Genomic DNA, 21,477 nt, shown 5'->3' with positions numbered 1-21,477 from the left:
CATGACCGCATCTTAACCCTAAAGGTACCTTTACTAGATGGTATCAGCCAAAACGCCCCGTCAAATAATCCGCCGTGCGCGGATCGGTCGGATTCTTGAAGAGTTGCGCGGTGGGCGCGTGCTCCACCAGCTCACCCAGCAAAAAGAATGCGACCGAATCGGAGATACGCGCCGCCTGCTGCATATTGTGCGTAACGACCACGAGCGTGCAGGTCTCTTTGAGCTCGCAGGCCAGCTGCTCCACCACCAGCGTCGACACAGGATCGAGTGCCGAGGTCGGCTCGTCCATCAGCAGAATGTCGGGCTGCACGGCAAGTGCGCGGGCGATGCACAGGCGCTGCTGCTGGCCGCCCGAAAGACCCAGACCCGACTCTTTGAGCTTGTCCTTGGCCTCGTCCCACAGGGCGGCGCGTCGCAGGGAGTCTTCGACCAGCTCGTCGAGCACGACGCGATCGCGCACACCCATACCGCGCGGCCCATAGGCGACGTTGTCGTAGATGCTCATGGGAAACGGGTTGGGGCGCTGGAACACCATGCCCACGCGCTGGCGAAGGCGGCAGATGTCGTAGTCGCCCAGGATATCTTGACCATCGAGCGCAATCTTGCCCTCGATTCGGCAGTCCTTGATGCCGTCGTTCATGCGGTTAAAGCAGCGCAGCAACGTGGACTTTCCGCAGCCCGAAGGCCCGATGAACGAGGTAATCTGCTTGTCGCGGATCTTGATATTCACGTCCTTGAGCGCATGGTGGTCGCCATAGAACAGGTCGAGGCCCTCAACATCGATTCGCGTCGGCGAGGCGGCAAGATCCTCTGCCGTGGGGCGAGTCGCATCCCCAACCTCGCGCTCGTGCGCGGCCTCGGCCTGCGCTTTCATGAGTTCTTCAAGCTCCGTGGGCTCCACAGCCGCAGCAGCCGTCATACCGCATACCTCCACATCGATATCAATTCAGCAGTATCGATAGTAGGAATCGCGGCTCATATGCACGTGAGCGCATTGTCAAGTGTTTGTAAGGGCACGCTGGCTATGCGGCGGGCAGCTCGATGGTGAATATCGTGTGTTCGGGCGTCGATTCACATGCAACGGTACCGCCGTGCGCGCATACGATCTCCTTGGCGATGGCAAGCCCCAGTCCAGCGCCGCCGCGATTGGTCGCACGCGCCGCATCCAGGCGATAGAACTTCTCAAAGATCACCTTGAGCTTAGCCGCAGGGATGGGATCGCCCTGATTGATAAAGCGCACGCGCACGCCACCGCCGTCCCGGCGTCTGGCCTCGATCGTGATGGTCGAGCCCTCATAGCTATAGGCAATAGCGTTTTTCATGATGTTGTTGAACACGCGAGCCATTTTGTCGCCATCCACGAGCACCGTCAGGTCCTCGCGAATATCAACTTGGACTTCCTTATGCTGCTCGTTGAGGATGGGATAGAACTCGTCAGTCACCTGAGCCAGCAGCAACCCCAGATCAACATAGCCGCGCGTGAGCACGATATCGTGGAAGTCAAAGCGCGTGATATCGAAGAACTCTTCGATGAGCGTATCGAGCCGGTGCGCCTTGTCGAGCGCCACGCCCGTAAAGTGCGCACGTTGCTCAACCGGCAGCTCGGGAGCCTCTTGCAGCAGCGAAAGATAGCCCACCACACTGGCAAGCGGGGTGCGTAGGTCATGTGCCAAGTACGTGACCAAATCGTCCTTGCGATGCGACTCGTCACGCAGAGCTTGCTGCACCTTGCGCTCACGGTCACGCACGCGGTTAAGGGCGCCCTCGACCTCCAAGAAGTCGCCGTCGATGTTATCCCAGGTGTCGGGGTGATCGATCAGGCGATCTTGAATACGAGCGGCCAGCACACAATCGGCATGCTGCTCGCCCTGCTCGTAGCCCTGGTAGTACAGGGCGCGGCCACACAAGAACAGCACGCACGCGGCAAGCGCCAGCACAAAGCCAAGCATGTTGAATACAAAGCCGGCATCGAACAGCACCGGCCCTTCGATGCCGCCGAGCGCCATGGCGCCAATCGCCAACGTCATGGCCCACGCGGCGCCGCCAATCACCACGCAGCGGCACACGATCTCAAATCGATCGATCAGCAAAAAGCCGACAAGCAGCACCGCCAAGATTCCGACGATGTTGTCGATGCCAATCAGCAGCAGGCTCAGCAAAAAGAGCAGCACCGTTGCAAGCGCGCGGTTGTCGACGACCGACCTCACGTATTCAAAGAGCCGATCGGGCACCTCGAACGCTTGCCTATCGTCTTTTGTCATATCAAGATCCTCACAAGCGAAAAGCGTTATTCGATGATGTAGCCGACGCCCCAGACGTTTTTGATAAAGCGCGGCTTTTGTGCGTCATCGCCGATCTTTTCGCGCAGGTGGCGAATGTGTACCATCACCGTATTGTTGGAGCCGGGCATAAAGTCCTCGTTCCACACTGCGCGGAACAGGTCCTCCACGGCCACCACGCTGCCGCGATGCTCGACCAGATACAGCAAGATTGAATACTCGGTGGGCGTGAGGCGTACCGGTGAACCGTCCACCGTCACGGAACGAGCATCGCGGTTGATCTCCAAGCCGTCGAGCTGAATGGTCGGCGACTCGGCCGCCTGCGCACGGCTACCGTAGCTGGTGTAGCGGCGAAGCTGAGCGTGCACACGCGCGATGAGCTCCAGCGGGCGGAACGGCTTGACCACGTAATCGTCCGCGCCAAGCGAAAGGCCCTCGATCTTGTCTTGCTGGGCATCGCGCGCCGTCAGCATGATCACGGGATAGGTATGGCTGGAACGGATCGTACGCAGCAGCTCAAACCCATCGATATCGGGCAGCATGACATCAAGCAGCGCCAGATCGAACTCCTGCTCCAAAATCGCCTTGGCAGCATCGGCCCCGCTATAGGCAATCTGGACATCAAAGCCCTCTTTTGTAAGGTAGATGCCAACCAAGTCGGCGATGGCCTTCTCGTCATCAACTACCAAAATGCGCTCGTTCATGCGTGCTCCTCTCGCGCTCCATTATGCCTGAGGCGACGCACGCCACACACAACAAGCGTGGGTGATTAAGTCGGCCTTAAGCACCCTTGTGCCCGTTCGGGTGCGGATGTGGGCCAAGCGCGCACGCGATGATCGCCGACGCCGGCAAACGATATACTCTAGTTTCAGAAGAGACCATCCCGTCGAAAGCGAAATCTGTGAAGTCCCTCACCTCTTTTGCAAAGCGCTCAGCCCAGCTTGCCGCCGGCTTTGTCTGCGCTATCGCCCTTGCCGCCGGCGTGCCCACCGTCGCCGGCGCCCAAGTGCTCACGACCGACAATGTTTGCGGCAAAACCGCCGATGTGCGCGGTATCACGGCCGAAAACCTGCCCGATATCGATGCGACCAATGCCCTCGTCATGGGCAAAGACGGCACCGTCTACTATGCCCGCGGCGCCGATGAGCAGGTCAAGATTGCCTCGATCACCAAGGTCATGACCGCAATCCTAACCGTCGAGAATTGCAAGATGGACGAGAAGGTCACGGTGAGCAACGCCGCAGCCACCGTGGGTAATTCGACCGCCGGCTTGCTCGAAGGCGACGAGCTTACCGTGGAGCAGGCACTACGCGGTCTGATGATTCCCTCGGGCAACGACGCCGCCATCGTGCTCGCCGAATATGTGGGCAAGAAGATCGACCCCAAGACCAAAGACGCCGAGGCCACATTTGTGAAGGCCATGAACGAGCGCGCTAAGAAGCTCGGCTGCACCGGTACGCTTTTCGAAAACCCGCATGGTCTGGACTTTGATGAGTGGGCTGGCGATATGCACTCAACCGCACACGACGTAGCGCTGATGATGCAGGAGGCCATGAAAAACGACACGATCCGCGAGGTCGTAGCGAGCGAGGATTCCTGGATCGAGGTCACGGGCGCCGACGGCACCGACCATTCGCATTCCATGGACACGCATAACTATTTGCTGGGCCAAGATGGCAACATCGGCGGCAAGACCGGCACCACCGACGACGCGGGCTATTGCTTTACGAGCGCCTACAACCGCGATGGCGACGAGATCTACACCGTCGTTTTGAACTCCACCACCACCGACCAGCGCTTTACCGATACCGCAACCCTTGCCAATTGGTACTACGGTCACAAGATGACGGTCGCAATCGCCAACACGCAGGAAAAGACCGCCAACGACAACCCGCTTATGGCACGCATTAGCCAGACAGATTGGACGGACAAGACAATCGACGCCACGCTCGCCGACCCCGCCGCACAGGCAACGGTGTTCTCACTCGCCGGCGAAGTGACCGAAAAGGTTAGCTACGACGATCTTTCGGGCACGGTGCATGTGGGCGACAAGGTGGGCAGCGTTACGCTCAAGCAGGACGGCACCAAGATCGCCGTCATGGACCTGGTTGCCGACGAGGAAGGCGCAGGGCCGAATCCCATTGAATGGCTCCTTGTGAAGCTCGACCGCCTGGGCCGCCGCATCGACAACCGTCCGCTCACAGCTGAGAGCGAGACCGTAGCCAAGGCTCCTGAGGTGTAAGCCGGAGCGATATCACATCGAACCAAATGAGGCGTCCAACGGGGCGCCTCTTTTTGAATACCTCTTAAACGGGATGCGTCAGAATCACCAAAGCGACATTGCTAGCCGTTTACCTTCGCTGTGTCTTTTCGGACCTTGAAAACGGGTCCACCGGGCATGCTAGTAGATCCTTTCGACCTCCTTGGTCAAGGCCCTGAAAAGATCCCCAGCTGAGGGGTCTGCCCCAGGACACAGCGATTGCCAGGCACCCGTTTCTCCGATGGTGCCCGCACTCGTCATAACAAGATCGTCGCTCCGCCTGCGAATGGAGACACTAACGGAGCGGCCATTATGGAACCCATGGATATCGACTTTATTTATGCGCCCATCAGCTAGATAACTAATCATGACATTGATGCTGTCACCATACTCCGGCAATTCGAAGCCGTGGGAATCCATCAATAGCTTCACGTCCTGATGGTAAATGCGGGCCTCGACGACATTCTTGGGCATCTTCCCCGTCTTTGTTGGAGAGCAAAAGCTGATGCTTGGCTCCTCTTCGCTCATGCCTCGGTCAAACCTAAGCATGCACGGGCATACCGACTCAATGGTTCGCAAGGCGTCCGCCGCGACCTTTTCCTCGGTAAACATCTCCACATCGATGCCGTTTTCTTCCATATAGGCACGGTTTTTACGTTGAAGCTCTAGCCGAGCCGCAGCCTCCCCATCTCCACGCTGTTCCCAATTTCCGGAGTCGGCGACATTTCGATCGAATGTGGAATCAACGGAACATGGCGCTTGCTGTTGAGTCGGATCACTGTCGCCGAGACGCCTTAGCTCGGAGCGTCTCATCAGTAGTGTCACAATATCAAACAGCCAACCAAATCCAAAAAGGCCAAAGGTAAAGAGATATAGAAAGAAGCTACCCCACATCCGTGCATACGCCCTATGAGCGCCCGACCACCCAAGAAGGAAGCATAGCAAAAGCGCCTTGTTTGCCCTGTCAACCGACGTAATCTCTCGAGTGAGAGATTTCTGTTCAGGCTTCGCCAAAGGTGTAACTTCATGCGATGAAACAGTAATTGAGGACGTCCTTGACGCCGAGCTCCGAGCGCCTGATTTAGCAACGGCGCGAGCGACATCCCCAACTCCGACGGTCGTTCTGCTGTATACGGCATTGTAAGCAGCCTTCTTCGGATTTTTGATCCACCCCATGCCCCTCTTACCATAGTCGGGGATTATCGCCCGCTTTACCGCGCGCTTCGCTCTGCCGGTCGTTCTTGCCTTGAGTGATGTCTTTAGATTCGGCTTACGCAGCCCGACCTTTACCATATTTCTACTCCATCCCCTCGGAACCCCACACCGGGATGCACGAGCACGCCTGGGTCTCCCCGTTTTCAAGCGCCCCGTGTTTGCCTAATGTTCACGCCCTTTCGGACTCTAATCCCCAGCTGCCATTCTTGATAATAAAAAAGGGCCCCAAATGGGACCCTTCTTCAAAGTCATACTGGCGGAGAGCTGGGGATTCGAACCCCAGATGCCCTTTTGGGGCATACTCGCTTAGCAGGCGAGCACCTTCGGCCTCTCGGTCAGCTCTCCGTAACAGCCGTTCTATAGTAACCAAACAGCCGAAGTTGGGCAAGGGGAATTTTGAGGCGTTTCCTCTTTTACCTCTCTTTTACCAGTAAACGTCTCAGTCAATCATCTCAACCTGTAACATCTGCAGGCCGTAATCCCCTCCAGATGTTACAGGTTGAGACAAAGATACAAGGACGGCCCCAGCGACAGCGCGGACAACCCATTCTTTATTAGTCCTCTCGAACGGTCTCCAACAGATAATCGCGCATGTACGGAATTGCAAACGAAACACAGCCATAGCCCGCGGGCTCAATCAACCCCGCATCGATCAGACGCTTGCGATATGACCCAACTTTGTTCGCCGACAAACCCATCTTCTTGGCGATATCGCCGTTGGCGATATCGACGCCCTCGCATTGAGCCATCGCCGCGAGATACTGAAACTGCCGTTCCGACACCCTGCGCAGCGCTGGGGCAATCACCATAGCATTAAAGCTATCAAGAGCCGCCTGGATACCCTTACGAGCCGCCTCTTCACTCACGCTCTCCGCCCCACTGCGCGCAGCAACCTGCCAAGCGTAATATCCGACCAGCTGGACCATAAAGGGATAGCCTGCCGAAGCTTTTGTTAATAGCTCAGCGGCACCTTTGTCGAGCTCCTTGCCCGCTCGTCTCATCGTATCCTCAAACGATCCGCCAACTTCAAAATCGGAAAGCCGAGTAAGTTCAACATGTTTGGCTCGCTGAAGGAACGTCAACGTATCATCCACCACCACGCCATCTACCGATGTCGGCAGCCCGGCGAAAGCGAAAGCGACATTCGCTCCTTGGCGGATCAAGAGCTGCATCTCATTGCCTAGCTCGCGCATTTCCTCAGTTGAGGCATCCTGGATCTCGTCGAGCGTAATGAGCAGACCACCGCGCTTCGCAGCATCGTACATCGCCTCGCCCAGATGAGAGGCCGACTTCGACATCTCCATGGAGCCAAGGCTGACCCCTAAAATCGATGGGGAAATCGAGATTGATTCAAGACGAACGTTTCGCTGCAGAGCCTCGAGGATTCTATTGCAAAAACCAGCATTGGAGGCAACGTCAACGACCTCGAATCCTTTTTTGCGTGCAAGGTCACCCAATGCATTAAGGAGCACCGTTTTACCTGTGCCTCGGACGCCCGAGATGCGCATGAGTCGATCGGGGGCACCAGGACCATTCTCAAGAGCCTCGGCAAAGTCATCCAAAACAGTGTCCCGTCCGATGAGCTCAGGCGGATTCATGCCCGCCGTTGGCTTAAAGGGGTTAACAGCTTTCGTCATTCTGCCCTCCTCTGCTAGTTTTAACAACTTTAACAAAGTTTAGCAACTTTAGCAGAGTTTAACAGTTTTAGCAGGCTCGGCGGCTTTATGCCTTACCGATCCTGCCGGGTCCTCCCGCCCGCGCCGATACAAATAGCGCGGTGCGGCCCCTCTATATCGCCCCTACCCCAGCGAGCGGTTGAGGGAGCCGAGCTCGTCGTTGCCCATAGTGCGCCACATTTGGAAGATGCAACCGCGTGCCAGGAAAAAGAAGCCGTTGTCGACCAGTTGAACAGCGGCATCTGCCAGCTGATTCGTCACGGCGGACACTGGCGGCAGCTCGAGTCCAGCCTTGTGGATGGTCTCAACCGCTTCTTCGAACGTCGGAGGCTCGCTGACGCCCATCTCGTTCATAAGGCCCTGCATTTCTTCCAGCGCGCTGCTGCCCGACTCCTCGCCGCGCGGCACTAGACGGTAACAAGCCAGCGCTAGGTCGAGCTGATCGCAATTCCAATAGGCAAACGCCAAGCGATAGAACAGGTAGCCAATTGCAGAACGATCGCTGGCAATACGTAGGCCGTGGCGCGCCACCTCGATAATCTCGTCAAAGCGCTCCAGACGCGCAAGCACGTTGATGAGCGCAAAGTGCGATTGCATGGACGAGCGCGCCAGATCGTAAAGATGGCGCACCTCGGGCAGTGCTCGTTCAAAGTCCTCTTGCTCGGCGTAAAAGCTGCAGATCTCGTGCTGGGCAAAGTACAGCGCATCGGGCGCACGAAGGATTCGCACAGAGTCGTCTTCTTCCAATACCGGTAACACCATGCGCACCAGCTGGTTATCGCAAAACTGCGTTTGAACCGGACCTGTCGCCAAAAGCTCGGCGACGGCGCACTTAGCCTCCAACTCCTCGACAAGACGGGAAAAGCCTTCAAAAGCACCTGTACGGTCTACTTTTGCCTGCTCGCGCAATTCAACAACACGGGCCACGTATGGGTCATCGTCCTCTTCCATGACCTCCAACTCGTCAGCCGTATCGGCAAGCAGCAGATCGCGCAGCGCCGGCGGCAGCGTGCGATGGTCATCACGCGGACGAGCATGAACCTCCGCAGGCTCAATCGTCTCCGGAGCGGTTGACTCATACGCCTCAAGCACACGCTTGCACGGCATATCGTCCATGTCCATGCTCTCAAGATCCTTGGCGACAGGCACGCAATCGGCCAGATAGGCCGCGCGCCCAAAGAAATACGTTGCAACAACGCGCTCGCCCTGCTCACTGTCGGGAGCAGCAATCTGCACATAGCAGCGCGTGATGCAGGTGCCCGCGGCAAAACACGCTGCCGCAAGCGTGAGTGCCACGCGCGCATCGTGCTCCGCGGCCCAGATCGCGCGCGTGTCCTCGTCCAGCTCGCGCCAGGCGTCATCTTGAGCGTCGTATTCACGTTGCGGCATGGCATCAACGACAGACTGCCCAAACCGAACGAGCATAATCCCCTCGGCAACGTTTGCCCGATAGGTATAGTCGAGCCGCGTGACCACGTTGAGCGCCTCAACGATTCGCGCAAAACGCGTGCGCACGTCCCACTCGCCGCCCGGCTGGCACGAAACCGTTCCCGGCTTGGCCCACGGGTTATCGCTCGAAGCCGTATCGAGCAGTCGGGGAACATCGTTGGTCGTCTTGGCGATATGCCACGCATCAAAGAGCGCGCAGCCCTCAAGGCTCGGCGAGGATGCCGCAGGGACCAATCCGGCCCCGATGCGCTCAAGGATGCCGGAGAGGCGGTTGAGACGGCACTCGATGGCAAGCAGCATGTCAATCTCGTCCTGGTCCAACAGGCTACGATCAAAATTGAGATAGAAAATCTTTGAGCGATCAATGCGAGCCAGGCTCATCTCGGACTTGGCAGCGATGGTGCGCAGGCGGGGCAAGTCAATTTCGCTCATAAGGGCGGCGGCATAGCGCTCGATACCGCTCGGATTCTCGGCATGGTCAACGCGGTAAAGCAGCGTCTCGATAGCATCGGGGAGCGGTGCCGTGTTAAAGCCCAAAAACACCTCGACCGGCTCGGACAACTTTACGAGCTTGATCTTGTCGACAACGTTTTGCATACCCTCGTCGAGTCCGCCGGCGTCCGCCGTGTTCACAATAGCGCTTTCGGAGTTGGCAAATATCACGTAACGCAAGAACATCGAGGCCATGAACTCGCCGTAAGGAAGGGCGCGGGTCGAATTCCATGTCTCGTGGTCGGACTGCTCGCGCATGGGGCCTTCGGGAGAGCCGGCAGTTTGCGCACACGCGCGCATTGCACCGTTGGCTTCCCTTACCATGATCTCACCAATACCGGAATCCGACTCGTCAAGGACCAGTTCCATGTCGGGATCGTTGGGCAGCGGAGCCTCGCTGACGGGGCGGTCCACCTTGTACACCTCACCCGAAACGCTTACGTAGCCCAAAAGCGACACATGACTTTTGCCAACGAATTCGACGACATAACAAGATTCATGCTGATCCTCGCCAAAGAGTTTCCAGACCACGCCATATGAGCGTCCCGCAGGCTGCTCGGGCATCGCCGGAAAGCGCTTCTTAGAATCGAGAAACCTGAGCTTGTATGTCGGACGCTCTGCCACGAAATATCACCCTGATCGGTCGTTTGAAGAAGGAGTGGTCGCGAATAAGTCGCGACATCTACTCGGAATCTTACACGAGTCGACAGGAAATCGTCCCTTTGGACGAAAGCACTCAAGCTGGCGTAAAAGAAAAGCCCCCGTTGCCGGGAGCTTTAATCTCAAATGGTGCGGCGTATAGGATTCGAACCTATGACGTTCTGATTCGTAGTCAGACCCTCTATCCAGCTGAGGTAACGCCGCAACGCACGGATTATTATGCACGTGACCCCTCGATGGGTCAAGCGACAATTTGGAAAAATTTTACGAAGTGATGATTAAGACGCTCGCGCCTCGACCGAGGTTCGAATCCATGCAGCGGCGGCATAGAAGAAAAGCCCCCGTTGCCGGAGGCTTCAAGTTCGATTGGTGCGGCGTATAGGATTCCGCGCATCCGCTTCGCGGATCCGCACCGGCTTCGCCCGCCTGCCGGCGCGCTCGCCCGCGGGCTAAAAACGCTCCGCGTTTTCTTTACGCCCGCGCCTCGACCGAGGTTCGAATCCATGCAGTGCCGACGTAAAAGAAAAGCCCCCGTTGCCGGAGGCTTTCGATTTCAATTGGTGCGGCGTATAGGATTCGAACCTATGACGTTCTGATTCGTAGTCAGACCCTCTATCCAGCTGAGGTAACGCCGCAGCGCAAGACATATAAAACCACTTTAGCTTATTGGAGTCAAGCACAATCTCAAACTTTTTTGTGGAACGCAGTTTTGTCATGCTGCTCCGCATATACCGACGTTCCCCGTACGATCGATTGGCTTTTCGATCACGTCAAACTTGGCATCAAGTTCCCTCAGGAGCGATCTCACCCGCTGGGCACAATCATAATCGGCAAACGAGATGCTCAGCATGCGCGCGACCTGGTTGGAAGTCCCAACTCCATAGAAGTGCTCCAGCGCCACAAGCCCCTCGTGCGTCACAAAGGTCTCGACCACATGCGGCGACTCCTCAAAGCACCATTGAGTCAACGGACCCTCACTCGTCTGTCGAACCACCAGGCCACCCATGCCAGACGGCTCACACGTTACAAGTAGGTACTCCCCGCCCTCGTCGCTCTCAAACAAAACCACCCGATCATCAAACAGCTCCATCGCGTCCCCTTTCTCTCGCTCTTATTTAGCAAAAGCATAGCAGGTAGATGGCTGTATGCAGAACAGTTGTTCGTGTGCTTTCTATTGAGCTGTCCGCACGGCATGGTATGGACCTGCGCACGAAATAGGGCGCCCCCGAAGGAGCGCCCTTGCATATCCCCTATGCAGCCAACTTACGCGACCGGCTCGATCTTCTCGAGACCGCCCATGTAAGGACGCAGAACCTCGGGGATCGTGATGGTGCCGTCGGCGTTCTGGTAGTTCTCCAGAATGGCGGCCATGGTGCGGCCGGCCGGCAGACCGGAACCGTTGAGAGTGTGCAGGTAGCGCGAACCCTTGAAGTTCTCGGGGTCGCGATACTTGATGTTGGCGCGACGGGCCTGGAAGTCGCCGCAGTTGGAGCAGGAGCTGATCTCCTTGTAAGCGTTGTAGCTCGGCAGCCAGACCTCGATGTCGTAGGTCTGACGGGCGGAGAAGCCCAGGTCGCCGGTGCACAGGCTAATCACGCGATACGGAAGGCCCAGCTGCTGCAGCAGGTACTCGGCCTCGGCGGTCATGCTCTCGAGCTCCTCGTCGGACTCCTCCGGCTTAGCGAACTTGACCATCTCGACCTTGTCGAACTCGTGCTGACGGATAATGCCGCGGGTGTCGCGACCGGCGGAACCGGCCTCCTCGCGGAAGCAGGGGGTGAAGGCGGTGTAGCGGCGCGGCAGGGTGTCGGCATCGAGGACCTCACCGGCGTGCAGGTTGGTGAGCACGACCTCGGCGGTGGGGATCAGGAAGTTGTCGCCCGAGACGTGGTAGGCGTCATCCTCGAACTTGGGCAGCTGACCCGTGCCAAACATGGTCTGACGCTTGACGACGATGGGCGGCCACCACTCCTTAAAACCACGGCTGGTGTGCGTATCGAGGAAGAAGTTGATGAGGGCACGCTCCAGGCGGGCGCCGGCGCCACCGAGAACGGTGAAACGACTGCCGGAGAGCTTGTTGCCGCGCTCGAAGTCGAGGATGTCCAGATCGGTGCCCAGATCCCAGTGCGGCTTAAAGTCGAAGTCGAACTCGCGCGGGGTGCCCCAACGACGGCGCTCAATGTTCTCGTCCTCGTCCTTGCCGTACGGCGTGGCCTCGCAAGGAATGTTGGGCAGGTGAGCCATGAAGTCGTACTGCTCCTGCTCGAGAGCAGTACGGCGCTCGGCCAGACCGTCAATCTTCTCGTTGACGGCGCGCACGGCCTCCTTGGCGGCCTCGGCCTCGTCCTTCTTGCCCTCCTTCATCAGGGCGCCGATCTTCTTGGACTCGGCATTACGCGTAGCCTGGAGCTCCTCGACCTCGGTGATGACGGCACGACGCTCGTCGTCGAGCTCAAAGAACTTCTCGCGATCCCAAGACGTCTGGCGGTTAGCCATGGCGACATCGATGGCATCGGGGTTCTCGCGAACAAACTTGATATCAAGCATTAGATCCTCCGGCGATATACATTCCATTTAGGTTGCAACCTTGTACATGTATGGGCAAGTATATACTTATGAGCGTTTACGACCCAACTCAACTACGCAAGAAGGCACCCAATGGACGCAGTTTTTTCCTTTTTGTTTGGCACCCGCACCGGTTTTGCCATCCTTTTCGCCGGCGGCATCCTGTTATTTGCGATTCTTGCCTTTGTAATGGAGAAGCGTACCCATAAGATGTACGTCGACCGCGGACCCAAGTCCGAGGATGAAGAAGACAGCTTCTGGGACTAACCTGCCAAAAAGGGACAGGTTTATTTTGGTCTGTTTTATCTGGGCAAACGCAAGCGCCCCGCAACTGGAATTGAGCCAGTTGCGGGGCGCTTTTCACTAAAAGGACAAAACCGCAGGAAAAACCTGCCAAAATAAACCTGTCCCTAAATGGCAGGTTTTACTGGAGAGTTGCGTCGATTGCCTTGACCAGGGCGCTGCGCATGCCGGCGTCCTCGAGCGCAACGACGCCCTTGATGGTGGCACCACCGGGCGAGCATACGGCATCCTTCATCGCCGCAGGATGCTGGCCAGTTGCAAGCTGCAGCTTTGCCGTACCCAGCACCATCTGGCTCACAATGCGATAGGCATCGGCACGCGGGATACCGTGCTTGACCGCCGCATCGCCCAGGGCCTCGATTGCCATGGCGACAAATGCCGGAGCGCAACCACCCACCGTGCCGCCCACAAACAGCAGGCTCGTATCAAGCTCGACCACCGCACCGAGTTTGCCAAGCAGATCAAGCACCACGGCGCTCTGCTCATCACTAAGCGTGGAAGCCTTCTCGCAAGCGATGACGCCCTCGCCCACCGAAACCGGTGTGTTGGGCACCGTCGAGATATGCGCGACGCCCGGCAGGACCTGCTCCCACTTGGCACTGTCCCAGGTCCAGGCAACCGACAGAACGACCTTTTTGGCAAGAGCATCCTTGAGCGGGGCGAATACCTTCTCGATCATGTACGGTTTGACCGCAGCGACCACGATATCGGATGCGGCGACAACCTCGGCGGCATCGTGGCAGGCGACCATGCCGCGTGCCTCGCAGCGCTCAACCAGTGCGTCGTAGCGACCCGCGCAGGCGCACATGTCGCTCGCAGCTACACCGGCAGCGATCCAGCCATCGGCCATAGCGCTCGCCATATTGCCAAAACCGACAAATCCAATCTTCATATCTCATAGTCCTTTCAGACACATTCCTCAAAACGAAAGGTATTGTCCCACGCCATTGTTTCGTATTGCCGACCTATTTGTGATACGGCTCGCCACGACTGATCTTGCAGGCACGGTAAATCTGCTCTAGCAGCACCACACGCGCCAGGTTATGCGGCAAGGTAATGCGTCCAAAGCTGAGCATCTCATCGGCGCGGGCGCGCACCTCATCACTCACGCCGTCCGAACCGCCGATTACAAAGGCAATGTCGCTGCTGCCTCGCAGCATAAGATCGTCGAGCCGCGCCGAGAGCTCCTCACTCGAACGCTCCTTGCCCTCGATAGCTAGCAGGATCACATGCGCCCGAGACGGCAATGCAGCAAGAATTGCCGCCCCCTCCTTGTCGCGTGCGGCATCCACGCCGCCCGCCTTAGCCGGGTCGATATCGGCCACCTCGCGGATATCAACCTTGGCATAGGCACCTAGGCGCTTGGTGTACTCAGCGCACGCGTCCTTCCAAAAGCGCTCCTTGAGCTTACCGACGCAAACGACGGTGTATTTCACGCGCGTCTACTCCTTCGAATCGTTTTGAACTTTGCTGGCTGTCAGCATCTGCTCGAACATCGAGGCCGACTGCGAGAAATCGCTCGGCAGCACGACCGTCGAGGTTTTACCCGTACGAGCGAACTCCGTCATCATCTCGGACCACTGCGTAAACATGAACAGCTGGTTGGCCTCGTCGTTACCGACTCCCGTCTCCTGGATGATCTCGAGCGAATCCTTGATGCCCAGCGCGATGGCCTTGCGCTGGTTGGCGATGCCCTCGCCCGCCTTTTCCATCGCCTCAGCCTCGGCGGTCGCCTCGGTGACGCGCTTGATGCGGTCGGCCTCGGCGAGCTCCTGCGCGGCAGCGCGCTTTCGCTGGGCGGCATTGATGTCGTTCATGGAGTTCTCGACCTCGGTCGGCAGCGCGATTTTGGTGATGAGTGTCGACACGAGGGTGAAGCCGTAGGCAGCCATCTGCTCGGACACGGTAGCGTTGACATCCTTGGCGATGTCATCCTTCTTGGCAAAGACCTCATCGAGTGTGTAGACGGGAATCGAAGAGCGCAGGGCGTCGGTGATGAAGTCACGCATCTGGTCGACGGGCTCCTGCAGCATATAGTAGCTCTTGTAGATGCCCGAATCCGCCGGGCCAGCACCCATGTCATAACTCACGTGATATTGAGCAGAGACCTCGAGGCCGATGGTCACATTGTCCTGAGTCTTAACGTCGATACCAAAACCGTTTTTCATGGTGCGTAGACTCACCGTGGCGGCTTTGCGGTCGATTACGGGCACCTTCATGTGGAAGCCCGCGTTGACGATGCGGTTAAACTTGCCCAGGCGCTCGATGATTACGGCATGCTGCTGTTCAACGACATAGCAGGCGTTGGGGAGCAGCAGCAGCAAAATGATGATGGGAAGCAGAAGACTCGTAAGGGCGGCAATGATTCCGGACAACAGCATGGTCTCTCCTCTGATAGGCACACGTTGGCACTAGGATACCCGCACGAAGCAGCAACGTGACATCAACAAGAGGCCCATAACAAAAAAGCTCCCATTGCTGGGAGCTCTTTCATTTAATGGTGCGGGCGAAAGGACGTCCGCGTATCCGCTTCGCGGATCCGCACCGGCTTCGGCCGCCTGCCGGCGTCCTCGCCAGCTCGCTAAAAACGCTCCGCGTTTTCTTTACGCTCGCTCCTTCACAGGTTCAAGTCCCTGTGATGGGCCCATAACAAAAAAGCTCCCATTGCTGGGAGCTCTTTAATTTAATGGTGCGGGCGAAAGGACTTGAACCTTCATGGGGTTGCCCCCATACGGACCTGAACCGTACGCGTCTGCCAATTCCGCCACGCCCGCGTTCAGGAATTAGAATAACGGAGCGCCATCGCGAACGCAAGAACTATTTTTGAAAAAGTTTGCAGGCATTTTCCCAAGCTGCTCGCGCGATTGCCTCAGCATCCTCGCCGGTACGATCGACACGGTCGTTGACCAGCGTGTTTGCCGTAATGGAGATCATTGCGGGCTCGCATTCAAGACCGCGGATGGGCTCCGGAGCCATATACGGGCAATCCGTCTCGAACAAAATTCGATCGAGTGGGGTTGCCGCAAATGCCTCGCGCACATCGTCGTTGCGCTTAAAGGTGGCCGCACCGCCATAGGCGATATAGCAGCCCAAATCCACAAAGCGCTCCATCGTGGCGCGGTCCTCGCCAAAACAGTGCAGCACACAACCAGCCTGGGGCACACCCACCTCGCGCAGTACGTTGTACGCATCAACGTGCGAGGTGCGCTCCCCATCCGAGTCCTCGTGACGCAGGTGCAGCTCCACCGGCACATTGCGGCGCACGGCAAGCTCGAGCTGGCGCGCCATGCAATCAATCTGCACGTTATGGGGTGCCGGCGCGATATCGTCGTCATAGTCCATGTGATAGTCCAGGCCGATTTCGCCAATACCGGCGCATAAGGGGTCATCAAGTGCCGCAACGACCTGTGCATGAACGTCGTCGGTATAGTCCGGCGCGCCATACGGATGCACGCCGGCAAGATACTTGATCTGCGGGATATCCTGCATCGGAAGAATCTCGCGCACCAGCCAGTCGCTATAGTCCGCCACGCTGCGCTTGTCGGCAATGGGGTCGAACATCGTCACCAACAGGTCGACGCCCGCGGCTTTGGCGCGCACGAGCGTCTCGGGCACATCCTTGCCCCAAAACGAAAGCAGATGTGCATGCGTGTCGGCAAGCGGCGCCAAGGGCACGGGACAAGCAACCGTCTTCTTTTTCTTGGTAAACGTCACGCGTTCGGCATTAGGCGTCATGGATTAGCTCCCGGGCCAGACGGACAAAGTCGGCAACATCGAGCGTCTCGGCGCGCGTGGTGGGTGCGATACCGCAAACCTCAAAAGCGGCATCGAGCACGTCCTTGGCAAAACCGTTGGCGCTCATGGAATTGCGGATGGTCTTGCGACGCTGAGCAAATGCAGCATCAATCACGCGGGCCACAAATTCGCGATCGAGCCCCTCGGGCACCACGCCGTCAACACGGTCGATACGCACGACGGCCGAGTCCACGTGCGGCGCCGGCATAAAGCAACGCGGCGGCACCTCAAAGCGACCCGTCACCTGCGCATACAGGCCGAGCTTTGCCGTATAGCCGCCATAGGTCTTGTTGCCCGGCACTGCGGCAATGCGATCGGCAACCTCCTTTTGCACCATGACGACGGCACGCTTGAGCGCGGGCATCGTCTGGAAGAACTGCAGGATGATCGTCGCCGCCACGTTATAGGGCAAGTTCGCGACAAATACCGTCGGCTCACCGCCGGCGGCCTGCTCAATCTGCTCCGGCGTCACCTTAAGCGCGTCGCCCATGATAAAGCGGAAGTTGGCGTAGTCGGCGGCGTGAGCATCGAGCACCGGCTCGAGCTCGGGATCGGCCTCGATCGACGTGACGCACGCCGCCTCCTGCAACAGCGCAAGCGTGAGCGTACCAACGCCCGGACCAACCTCGAGCACGCGCTCATCGCCTGCAAGCTCGGCAAGCTCGCAAATGCGCTCAATTACATGGTTGTCGATCAGGAAGTTCTGGCCCAGGCGATGCTTGGTCGCAAGGCCAAACTCCTCCAGCAGCTCCCTGGTGGCCGTGGGGTTTGCCAAAGGCGAAGTTGTCATGGTTGCCTCCTTAGCATGATGGCGGCGTCTTGAAACAAAAGGGCATGGACCGTGGCGGCCATGCCCTTACAGCTAAACAGCAAATTGCCGATATGGCGCGCTGCGTCTTAGCCCAGACGCGGGAACAGCGGCTCGCCCTTCTCGACAGGCTGACCGCCGGCAAGCAGGCCCCAAGCGCAAATGCCCTTGAGGTCGTCGGTCGCGGCCTCGTCCTCGCAGGACAGGCGGCGCAGGGCCTCGGCAGAGGTCTGAGGCATGAGCGGCATCAGCAGGTGGGCGGCAATGCGGATGGCCTCGAGCAGGTTGTAGATCACAAACGCCAGCTCGTCAGCCTTGGCCTCGTCCTTGGCAAGTGCCCAAGGCTCGGAGTCCTCGATGTAGTGGTTGGCGGCATGGATGAGCTCCATGACCTCGTCCTTGGCTCCGCCGTAATCGAGCACGTCCATCTTGGCCATGTAGCGCTCGACCAGACCATCGGCGATCTTTGCCAGCGGGTTGTCGAACGCATCGAACGATGCGGGCTTGGCGGGCGCGCAACCATCAAAGTACTTGCCGCTCATGTTGAGCGAACGCGAGATAAGGTTGCCCCAGCTGTTGGCCAGGTCGGCGTTGTAGACCTGCTCCATGCGATCGAAGCTGATGGCACCGTCGGTGCCGGGGACGACGTCGGTCATAAAGTAGTAGCGATAGCCCTCGACGCCCAACATGTCGATAACGTCCTGCGGAGCGATGGCGTTGCCGCGGCTCTTGGACATCTTCTCGGCCTTGCCGGTCTCGGCATTGCGCACGGTCAGGAAGCCGTGGGCAAAGACGTGCTCGGGCAGGGCCTCGCCGATGGCCATGAGCATGGCGGGCCAAATGACGCAGTGGAAGCGGATGATGTCCTTGCCCACGATGTGGAACTGCGCGGGCCAGCGATAGGCCAGCTCGGCACGCGCCTCGTCGGTGTCGACACCGTAGCCGACGGCCGTCATATAGTTGAGCAGCGCATCGAACCACACGTAGGTCACGTGACCCTCGTCAAACGGGACCTGAATGCCCCAGTCAAAGCTCGTACGGCTCACGGAAAGGTCATTAAGGCCGCCCTCGACAAAGCTACGTACCTCGTTCATGCGGAACGCAGGCTCGACAAAGTCGGGGTGCTCGTCATAGAGCTTGAGCAGCTTGTCCTGGAAGGCGGAAAGCTTAAAGAAGTAGGACTCCTCCTGCACGCGCTCAAGCGGACGGTGGCAGTCGGGGCACAGGTGCTGGCCGACGCTGCCGTACTCCTCGTCGCCCTTCTGGACCTGCGTATCAGTGAAGTAGGTCTCGTCAGGCACGCAATACCAACCGTCGTAGCTGCCCTTATACAGGTAGCCGGACTCCTTCATGCGCTCCCACAGGTACTGCACGGCATGATGCTGGCGCGGCTCGGTGGTGCGGATGAAGTCGTCGTTGGAAATCTCGAGCTTGCTCCAAAGCTCCTTGAAGTGCGGAGCCTGGCTGTCGGTCCACTCCTGCGGCGTCATGTTGTGCTTGGCCGCGGCCTCGGCGACCTTCTCGCCGTGCTCGTCCATGCCGGTCAGGAACTTGACGTTATAGCCGGCGGAGCGGCGATAGCGAGCCTGAACGTCGGCGATGATGGTGGAATAAGCCGTGCCCAGGTGCGGATCGGCGTTGACGTAGTAGATGGGCGTCGTGATAAAGAACGAAGGCTTGCTTTGATCCATGGGGTTTGTCCTCCAGAAAAACGTTGCATACAGGGGATGATTCTAGCGCAAGGGCTGGATATCCTCCATCTATTGCATATCGAGCACCATGGCATAGACATCGCGCTTGCGGCGCGAATACTTCTGAGACAGGCGCTTGGCCACCGCAGAGGCGGGCTCCCCCTCCTCGAGCGCGGCGCGGATATCCTCGCGCAGGGCCTCGTCGGGATCCGCTGCCGCGGCGCCAACCGGCACGATACCGGCCTCCTCATCCTCGCTCGGCGGCGCGATGACCAGCGCAATCTCGCCCTTTACCTCGCCGCGAGCATGCAGCTCCTCGGCAAGCTGAGCAGCGGGCCCGCGCAAGACCTCCTCGTGCAGCTTGGTGAGTTCGCGGCAGACGGCAACCTCACGCTGGGGAAAGACCTCCGCCACGGCCTCGAGCGTCGCCACGATGCGATGTGGAGACTCGTAGAAGATGAGTGCGCCGGGCACCACGGCAAGGCGCTGTAAACGGCGCACGCGGTCGCCGTGCTTTCGGCCCAAAAAGCCCTCGAAGAAAAAATGCTCGCAGGGAATGCCGGACGAAACGAGCGCCGTGACGCAAGCAGAGGGCCCGGGAATAACTTCAACGGGCACATCGGCCTCACGCGCCGCCTCGACCAGCGCCTGTCCGGGATCGGACACACTCGGCATGCCGGCGTCCGAGGCAAAAGCGAGGGTCTCCCCCGCCAGCAGACGGTCGACCAGGCCGACGGCGCGGCTGGCGATCACATTCTCGTCGCAACGGACAAGCGGCTTGGAAATGCCCAGATGCATCAGCAGCTTTGACGTCACACGCGTGTCTTCGCAGCAGATGGCATCGGCGGCGGCAAACGCCTCGCCAACGCGCGGGGACAGGTCGCCCAGGTTGCCGATGGGCGTGCCGACCACATAGAGTTTGCCCGTATGGGTGCTGTTTTGCGTCATATCAACCTATTCAATCATGCCGCGCTCGAGCGTACCGAGCGCCGCGCGGGCGTCCCATGCTGCAATGCGCTTCTCGGTCTTCCACGTTTGGAAGAACCAACCGGCAGCCGGCGCAAACGAAGCCAGCTGGTTGGCGATAAACACGCGCTCGTAGGCATTGCGGCCCTCGGGCGTAACCGACGAGTTGGCAAAGATCGCCGCGCCCGACCATTCGCCCACCAGCACGGGGAACCCAGTCGAAATCGCTTCTTTAAGCTCGCGCTTGTTACGGGAAATCGCCGTCGTCAGCCCGCGGGGGCTCGTGATATCGAGCGCATACTCGTCGCGGTAATGGTACAGGTGAAGGTCCATGTAGACGTTCTTGTACTTGGCGCCGCGCATAAAATGCTTCCACTCGCTGGGATGCCCCGAAGACGAAAAGACGACGATCTTATCCTCGGGCATATACGAACGGACGAGCTCGTAGGCATCGCGATAGAAATTGCGCAGGTAGTGAGCCGGAATGCCATCCGTCATGGCAAAGAGACTCTTGCGGACGCTCATCTGCGGCGTATCCAGCAGCTCAATACCCAGCAGGCTCTCGGCCTCGCCGTAGCGATCGGCCAGGCGCTCGAGCACGTCGAGTGCCACATGACGGCCGTTGGTGGACGAATGCCACTCGGCAACAGCCTCTGGCGTGGTGGGCGAATCATTGGAATCGCCCTGGCCACCGGGCACAGTTGCCAGATCGAGCAGCACGCGGATGTCGTACTTGGCAGCCCACTCAATTGCACGGTCGATGTAGTCGACAACCGAGATGTAGGAGGCATCGGACTCCTGTGAGCCAAAGGCATACCAAGGCACCGGCAGGCGCACGGCGTTGAGGCCGATCTGCGCCATGCGACGGAAATCATCCTCGCTCACAAACGTCTCGTAATGACGGCGCATGCGCTCGTTATAGGCGGCGGTGCCCATGGCCTCCTGCAGCTCGGCCGCGTTGGATGCACCGGTCGCCGCGTACAGCGACGGGGTCACCCAAGGCTCGGGAATAAACCAGCCAGAGAGATTAACGCCGAGTATCCTCTCCATCACTGCCCCCTTTTGAATCATACGGGCTAAGCCCGCATCGCTCTTGCATGACATATCTATCGATTTGAGTATACCCGCGCATGCAGACAGGCGACCGAACGGTCTACAAAGTGGCGCAAAAGTGGGAGGAATGTCTGGGACAGGTGGGCAGGAGCTGGTGCGCCGAGATGTGCGCGCACGTCGGAAGTAAGCGCCGGAAAGCGCATCCCGTTTTTCGCAAAAGACTGGGATGCATTTTCCGCTCGAGGCCTCAATCGGAAAATGCATC

Annotated in this window: 18 protein-coding genes and 4 tRNA genes; 2 read left to right on the top strand and 20 right to left on the bottom strand. The window is 58.7% G+C overall.

Annotation, left to right across the window (positions count from 1 at the left end; genetic code table 11):
• Positions 1-43 precede the first annotated feature (43 nt).
• From pstB to ARB25_RS03855, 3 genes are all read right to left on the bottom strand, one after another.
• Positions 44-919, bottom strand: a complete 876-nt coding sequence (gene pstB / locus ARB25_RS03865; RefSeq protein ID WP_006234803.1) for a phosphate ABC transporter ATP-binding protein PstB — start codon at positions 917-919, stop codon at positions 44-46.
• Between the two features lie 103 nt (positions 920-1,022).
• Complete coding sequence (locus ARB25_RS03860) at positions 1,023-2,261, bottom strand: sensor histidine kinase (RefSeq protein WP_055285943.1); 1,239 nt, start codon at positions 2,259-2,261, stop codon at positions 1,023-1,025.
• Between the two features lie 26 nt (positions 2,262-2,287).
• Complete coding sequence (locus ARB25_RS03855; protein WP_055285941.1) at positions 2,288-2,983, bottom strand: response regulator transcription factor; 696 nt, start codon at positions 2,981-2,983, stop codon at positions 2,288-2,290.
• A gap of 197 nt (positions 2,984-3,180) precedes the next feature.
• Here ARB25_RS03855 and ARB25_RS03850 point away from each other — a divergent pair, with 197 nt between their 5' ends.
• Positions 3,181-4,521, top strand: coding sequence for a D-alanyl-D-alanine carboxypeptidase family protein (locus tag ARB25_RS03850; protein ID WP_055285939.1), 1,341 nt, complete (start codon positions 3,181-3,183; stop codon positions 4,519-4,521).
• Positions 4,522-4,680: 159 nt separating this feature from the next.
• Here the strand turns inward: ARB25_RS03850 and ARB25_RS10130 are convergent, their stop codons facing one another.
• The 8 genes from ARB25_RS10130 to serS form a co-directional block, all read right to left on the bottom strand.
• Complete coding sequence (locus tag ARB25_RS10130; protein ID WP_082421862.1) at positions 4,681-5,715, bottom strand: TM2 domain-containing protein; 1,035 nt, start codon at positions 5,713-5,715, stop codon at positions 4,681-4,683.
• 293 nt (positions 5,716-6,008) lie between these two features.
• Positions 6,009-6,099 (bottom strand) — tRNA-Ser (locus ARB25_RS03840).
• A 209-nt stretch (positions 6,100-6,308) separates the two neighbouring features.
• The gene (locus ARB25_RS03835) at positions 6,309-7,391 is read right to left on the bottom strand and encodes a DUF8462 domain-containing protein (protein ID WP_055285935.1); all 1,083 of its coding nucleotides are present in this window, start codon (positions 7,389-7,391) and stop codon (positions 6,309-6,311) included.
• 162 nt (positions 7,392-7,553) lie between these two features.
• Positions 7,554-9,995, bottom strand: a complete 2,442-nt coding sequence (locus ARB25_RS03830) for a tetratricopeptide repeat protein (RefSeq protein ID WP_055285933.1) — start codon at positions 9,993-9,995, stop codon at positions 7,554-7,556.
• A 163-nt stretch (positions 9,996-10,158) separates the two neighbouring features.
• Positions 10,159-10,235 (bottom strand) — tRNA-Arg (locus ARB25_RS03825).
• Between the two features lie 354 nt (positions 10,236-10,589).
• A tRNA-Arg gene (locus ARB25_RS03820) sits at positions 10,590-10,666 on the bottom strand.
• A 77-nt stretch (positions 10,667-10,743) separates the two neighbouring features.
• Positions 10,744-11,121 (bottom strand): hypothetical protein, encoded by a 378-nt coding sequence (locus ARB25_RS03815; protein WP_055285931.1) that lies wholly within the window; start codon positions 11,119-11,121, stop codon positions 10,744-10,746.
• A 173-nt stretch (positions 11,122-11,294) separates the two neighbouring features.
• On the bottom strand, positions 11,295-12,578 hold the full coding sequence (serS, locus tag ARB25_RS03810) for a serine--tRNA ligase (protein ID WP_055285929.1): 1,284 nt from the start codon (positions 12,576-12,578) through the stop codon (positions 11,295-11,297).
• A gap of 111 nt (positions 12,579-12,689) precedes the next feature.
• Here serS and ARB25_RS10125 point away from each other — a divergent pair, with 111 nt between their 5' ends.
• Complete coding sequence (locus ARB25_RS10125; RefSeq protein ID WP_006235069.1) at positions 12,690-12,863, top strand: DUF6724 family protein; 174 nt, start codon at positions 12,690-12,692, stop codon at positions 12,861-12,863.
• Between the two features lie 157 nt (positions 12,864-13,020).
• On the opposite strand, the gene proC is transcribed toward ARB25_RS10125, so the two are convergent.
• The 9 genes from proC to ARB25_RS03765 form a co-directional block, all read right to left on the bottom strand.
• Positions 13,021-13,791 (bottom strand): pyrroline-5-carboxylate reductase, encoded by a 771-nt coding sequence (gene proC, locus ARB25_RS03805; protein ID WP_055285927.1) that lies wholly within the window; start codon positions 13,789-13,791, stop codon positions 13,021-13,023.
• Between the two features lie 73 nt (positions 13,792-13,864).
• The gene (gene rlmH / locus ARB25_RS03800; RefSeq protein ID WP_035136824.1) at positions 13,865-14,335 is read right to left on the bottom strand and encodes a 23S rRNA (pseudouridine(1915)-N(3))-methyltransferase RlmH; all 471 of its coding nucleotides are present in this window, start codon (positions 14,333-14,335) and stop codon (positions 13,865-13,867) included.
• A gap of 6 nt (positions 14,336-14,341) precedes the next feature.
• Positions 14,342-15,280, bottom strand: a complete 939-nt coding sequence (locus tag ARB25_RS03795; protein ID WP_055285926.1) for an SPFH domain-containing protein — start codon at positions 15,278-15,280, stop codon at positions 14,342-14,344.
• A gap of 306 nt (positions 15,281-15,586) precedes the next feature.
• Positions 15,587-15,673 (bottom strand) — tRNA-Leu (locus ARB25_RS03790).
• 43 nt (positions 15,674-15,716) lie between these two features.
• Entirely contained in the window at positions 15,717-16,634 is a 918-nt protein-coding gene (locus ARB25_RS03785; protein ID WP_055285924.1) for a TatD family hydrolase, read from the bottom strand.
• Positions 16,624-17,484: a 16S rRNA (adenine(1518)-N(6)/adenine(1519)-N(6))-dimethyltransferase RsmA gene (rsmA, locus tag ARB25_RS03780; protein ID WP_055285922.1), complete on the bottom strand. Its 861-nt coding sequence runs from the start codon at positions 17,482-17,484 to the stop codon at positions 16,624-16,626. The genes ARB25_RS03785 and rsmA overlap by 11 nt, the downstream gene beginning before the upstream one ends.
• 107 nt (positions 17,485-17,591) lie before the next feature.
• A complete protein-coding gene (metG, locus tag ARB25_RS03775; protein WP_055285920.1) occupies positions 17,592-19,193 on the bottom strand; it encodes a methionine--tRNA ligase in 1,602 nt (533 codons plus the stop codon).
• Between the two features lie 69 nt (positions 19,194-19,262).
• Positions 19,263-20,141 (bottom strand): 16S rRNA (cytidine(1402)-2'-O)-methyltransferase, encoded by an 879-nt coding sequence (rsmI, locus tag ARB25_RS03770; protein ID WP_055285919.1) that lies wholly within the window; start codon positions 20,139-20,141, stop codon positions 19,263-19,265.
• A 6-nt stretch (positions 20,142-20,147) separates the two neighbouring features.
• The gene (locus ARB25_RS03765; RefSeq protein WP_055285917.1) at positions 20,148-21,209 is read right to left on the bottom strand and encodes a glycoside hydrolase family 5 protein; all 1,062 of its coding nucleotides are present in this window, start codon (positions 21,207-21,209) and stop codon (positions 20,148-20,150) included.
• Positions 21,210-21,477 lie beyond the last annotated feature (268 nt).

It is taken from the genome of Collinsella aerofaciens, from assembly GCF_001405375.1.
GTDB classification, from domain to species: domain Bacteria; phylum Actinomycetota; class Coriobacteriia; order Coriobacteriales; family Coriobacteriaceae; genus Collinsella; species Collinsella aerofaciens_F.
This window is presented reverse-complemented; position numbering and strand designations above follow the sequence as displayed.

Coding starts and splice junctions, on each gene's coding strand:
- ARB25_RS03860 (WP_055285943.1), bottom strand. CDS start 2,261: ATGACAAAAGACGATAGGCAAGCGTTCGAGGTGCCCGATCGGCTCTTT.
- pstB (WP_006234803.1), bottom strand. CDS start 919: ATGACGGCTGCTGCGGCTGTGGAGCCCACGGAGCTTGAAGAACTCATG.
- ARB25_RS10125 (WP_006235069.1), top strand. CDS start 12,690: ATGGACGCAGTTTTTTCCTTTTTGTTTGGCACCCGCACCGGTTTTGCC.
- rsmA (WP_055285922.1), bottom strand. CDS start 17,484: ATGACAACTTCGCCTTTGGCAAACCCCACGGCCACCAGGGAGCTGCTG.
- ARB25_RS10130 (WP_082421862.1), bottom strand. CDS start 5,715: ATGGGGTGGATCAAAAATCCGAAGAAGGCTGCTTACAATGCCGTATAC.
- ARB25_RS03855 (WP_055285941.1), bottom strand. CDS start 2,983: ATGAACGAGCGCATTTTGGTAGTTGATGACGAGAAGGCCATCGCCGAC.
- ARB25_RS03785 (WP_055285924.1), bottom strand. CDS start 16,634: ATGACGCCTAATGCCGAACGCGTGACGTTTACCAAGAAAAAGAAGACG.
- proC (WP_055285927.1), bottom strand. CDS start 13,791: ATGAAGATTGGATTTGTCGGTTTTGGCAATATGGCGAGCGCTATGGCC.
- ARB25_RS03765 (WP_055285917.1), bottom strand. CDS start 21,209: ATGGAGAGGATACTCGGCGTTAATCTCTCTGGCTGGTTTATTCCCGAG.
- ARB25_RS03815 (WP_055285931.1), bottom strand. CDS start 11,121: ATGGAGCTGTTTGATGATCGGGTGGTTTTGTTTGAGAGCGACGAGGGC.
- rsmI (WP_055285919.1), bottom strand. CDS start 20,141: ATGACGCAAAACAGCACCCATACGGGCAAACTCTATGTGGTCGGCACG.
- ARB25_RS03795 (WP_055285926.1), bottom strand. CDS start 15,280: ATGCTGTTGTCCGGAATCATTGCCGCCCTTACGAGTCTTCTGCTTCCC.
- ARB25_RS03835 (WP_055285935.1), bottom strand. CDS start 7,391: ATGACGAAAGCTGTTAACCCCTTTAAGCCAACGGCGGGCATGAATCCG.
- metG (WP_055285920.1), bottom strand. CDS start 19,193: ATGGATCAAAGCAAGCCTTCGTTCTTTATCACGACGCCCATCTACTAC.
- serS (WP_055285929.1), bottom strand. CDS start 12,578: ATGCTTGATATCAAGTTTGTTCGCGAGAACCCCGATGCCATCGATGTC.